A 3,051-nucleotide genomic window follows, 5' to 3' on the forward strand; every position below is an offset into this window, starting at 1 on the left:
TTAGTGATGGGGTGGACGCCCCCCGACGGCATCGATGTGCCACAGTGGAGGTGTTGAACACCACTTTAGGGAGGCGTCCATGTCGGAAGTTAGCATAATCGGGTTGGATATCGCCAAGCATGTTTTTCAGGCGCATGGGGTAGATGCGTCAGGCCATGCGATTTTGCGCAAGAAGATCACGCGTTCGAAGTTGTTGCCCTTCTTTTCCGCTCATCCACGTTGCCTAATTGTGTTGGAGGCGTGCGGCGGAGCCCATCATTGGGCGCGCGAGTTGCTCAAGCTCGGTCATGATGTGCGGTTGATCGCTCCGGCGTATGTGAAGCCCTTTGTGAAGCGCCAAAAGAACGATGTGGCTGATGCTGAGGCGATCTGTGAGGCAGCACAGCGTCCGAGCATGCGGTTCGTGCCGGTGAAAACTGAGGAACAGCAGGCAGCCGCGATGGTGTTCCGGGCGCGTGATCTGCTGGTCCGCCAGCGCACCCAGATCGGCAATGCCCTGCGCGGGCACATGACAGAATATGGTTGGATCGCACCCAAGGGCTTGGCGCATCTGGAAGCGCTCAGGGCGCTGGTCTCCGATCGGTCAGCGGTGCCCGAAGGGGTGCGGTCGGTGTGTATGGTGTTGCTTGATACTCTGGCAACGCTTGACCGGCAGATCGCGCTACTCGACAAAGAGATAGTCCGGCGCTCTCGCGAGGATGCAGTCGCGCGCCGCCTGATGACGATCCCAGGAATCGGACCGATCACGGCAACGGCGATCACCGCGCTTGCGCCGCCGTCAGAAACATTCGCCAAGGGGCGTGACTTCGCCGCTTGGGTCGGCCTCACCCCTCGTCAGCACTCAACTGGTGGGAAACAGAAGCTGGGATCTATCTCGAAAATGGGCGAGCGCACGCTGCGAAGGTTGCTGATTATTGGCAGTAGCGCGGTAGTGCTACAGGCGAGCAAGCGCGGGGCGGCGAAAGGCTCGTGGCTCGAGCAGATGCTGGCGCGCAAGCCACGCATGCTGGTGACGGTTGCGCTGGCGAACAAGACGGCACGGATCGTCTGGGCGCTGCTGACGAAGGATGAAGTTTACAAAGCTCCGGTCGCAGCCACGGCGTAAGCCAAGGCGGGCCAGAGGTCGTCGGAACGTAGTCGGTCGAAGGAGGGTATGGCACAACAGTCGGCGAGACGGGATCGGAAGAACCAGGTTAATCCACCGTGCTTCATCAGCACGCGTTAGTGATGTGGTTCCGGTCCGCGAACTCCCATACGGGCCCGCAGCCATCATCGCTGCATCAGAGGCCGGACAGATGGCAGCATCCGACTACGTGCCTACCTCCAAATACCACTTGCGTTAATCGGGGCGTCCACAGATGGATTAAAGCCGCTGCCGCCATATCCGGGTGGAGGTGGAGCGAAGCGGAACCGGAAGCCGGATATGGCGGTGTCGCCGTTTCCGGGGCCGGCGGCCGATAACCCAGGCTGCTATGAGGGCGGACAGTGTTGTAATGCCGCCGCCAGGCTTCGATCAGCACCTTGGCCTCGGCGAGACTGTAGAAGATTTCGCCATTGAGCAGTTCGTCGCGAAGCGACCCGTTGAAGCTTTCGTTATAGCCATTCTCCCATGGTGATCCAGGTGCGATGTAGAGCGTTTTCACACCGATCTGCCCCAGCCATTTCTGGACGGCAGTCGCGATAAATTCGCGGCCGTTGTCAGACCGGATATTCGCTGGCGGACCACGCGTGACGAACAGGTCAGCCAAGGCCGCCAGCACGTCTTCGTGACGGAGCTGCCGGGCAACGATCAGGGCCAGGCACTCCCTGCTGGCCTCATCGATGATGGTCAGGATGCGGAACTTGCGGCCATCATGCGTTCGTCCCTCGACGAAGTCGTAGGCCCATACATGCCCCGGATATTCGGGCCGCAGGCGGATGCAGGATCCGTCGTTGAGCCAAAGCCGCCCGCGCTTTGGTTGGCGCTGCGGCACCTTGGGGACTGTCAGGAATTTCGTGTGCGGCGAGGCGGTTGACCATCAGGCCGTCATGGCCCTGATGAAGCGTTCGCCGAAGAGAACGGCAAATTGAGCCTTCGCCATGTTCCACTCGCGCGGCGGCATTTTCCACTCTTTTTCCGATCGGTTCAAGATCAGATAGAGCAGCTTGGTGGCCGCCTCATCATTGGGGAAATGGCCCCGCGCACGAACAGCGCGACGAAGCTTGGAGTTCAAGGCCTCGATGGCATTGGTGGTGTAGACGATCCGCCTGACTTCGTCGGGGAAGGCGAAAAATGGGATGACCTCGGGCCATGCCCGACGCCAGCTCTGGCCGATGGCAGGATAGCGCTGCCCCCAGAAGCTCGCTTCGAAGGCCGTTAGCGCTTCCTCGGCGGCCGCGGCATCGACAGCACGGTAGATGGCCTTCAGGGCCGTTCCGAGCGCCTTACGGTCTTTCCACGCCACGAAATCCATCGAGTTCCGCAGCAGATGGACGATGCATGTTTGAACCATCGCTTCGGGGAAGACGGCGGTGATGGCGTCGGGAAAACCCTTCAGGCCATCGACGACGGCCAGCATGATATCCTCGACACCGCGGTTGCGCAGTTCGTTCATGACGCGCAGCCAGAATTTGGCGCCTTCATTCTGCTCCAGCCACAAGCCAAGGACCACCTTGGTGCCGTCGGCCATGACGCCCAGGGCAATATGGATCGCCTTGTTGCGGACCATGCCTTCGTCGCGGATCTTGACCCGGATCGCATCGAAGAAAACCAGCGGATAGGCTGGGTCCAGCGGCCGTTGCTGCCAGGCCGTGACCTCCTCCAGCACAGCGTCCGTGATCGTGCTGATCAGGTCGGGTGAGGCATCGATGCCGTACAGTTCGCGCAGATGCCCGGTGATCTCACGGGTACTCATGCCGCGCGCGTACATCGAGATGATCTTGTCATCAAAACCGGGGAAACGGCGCTGATATTTTGCGATAAGCTGCGGATCAAAACTGCCGGCCCGATCACGCGGCACCTCGATCTCGATCCGTCCCCCGTCGGTCGTCACTGTCTTGCGGCCATAGCCG

General features: G+C 60.7%; 2 protein-coding genes and 1 pseudogene. 1 reads left to right on the forward strand and 2 read right to left on the reverse strand.

Annotated features, from left to right (window positions below; genetic code table 11):
• The first annotated feature begins 79 nt into the window (after window positions 1–79).
• Window positions 80–1,105: an IS110 family transposase gene (locus DM806_RS18035; RefSeq protein ID WP_179044561.1), complete on the forward strand. Its 1,026-nt coding sequence runs from the start codon at window positions 80–82 to the stop codon at window positions 1,103–1,105.
• A gap of 253 nt (window positions 1,106–1,358) precedes the next feature.
• Here DM806_RS18035 and DM806_RS18040 read toward each other — a convergent pair.
• A pseudogene (locus DM806_RS18040) lies at window positions 1,359–1,976 on the reverse strand (IS3 family transposase); the annotation flags it as partial.
• A 42-nt stretch (window positions 1,977–2,018) separates the two neighbouring features.
• On the reverse strand, window positions 2,019–3,051 hold a 1,033-nt coding region (locus tag DM806_RS18045; protein ID WP_179041586.1), incomplete at its 5' end, for an IS256 family transposase.

Source organism: Sphingobium lactosutens (assembly GCF_013393185.1).
Classification (GTDB): Bacteria; Pseudomonadota; Alphaproteobacteria; order Sphingomonadales; family Sphingomonadaceae; genus Sphingobium; species Sphingobium lactosutens_A.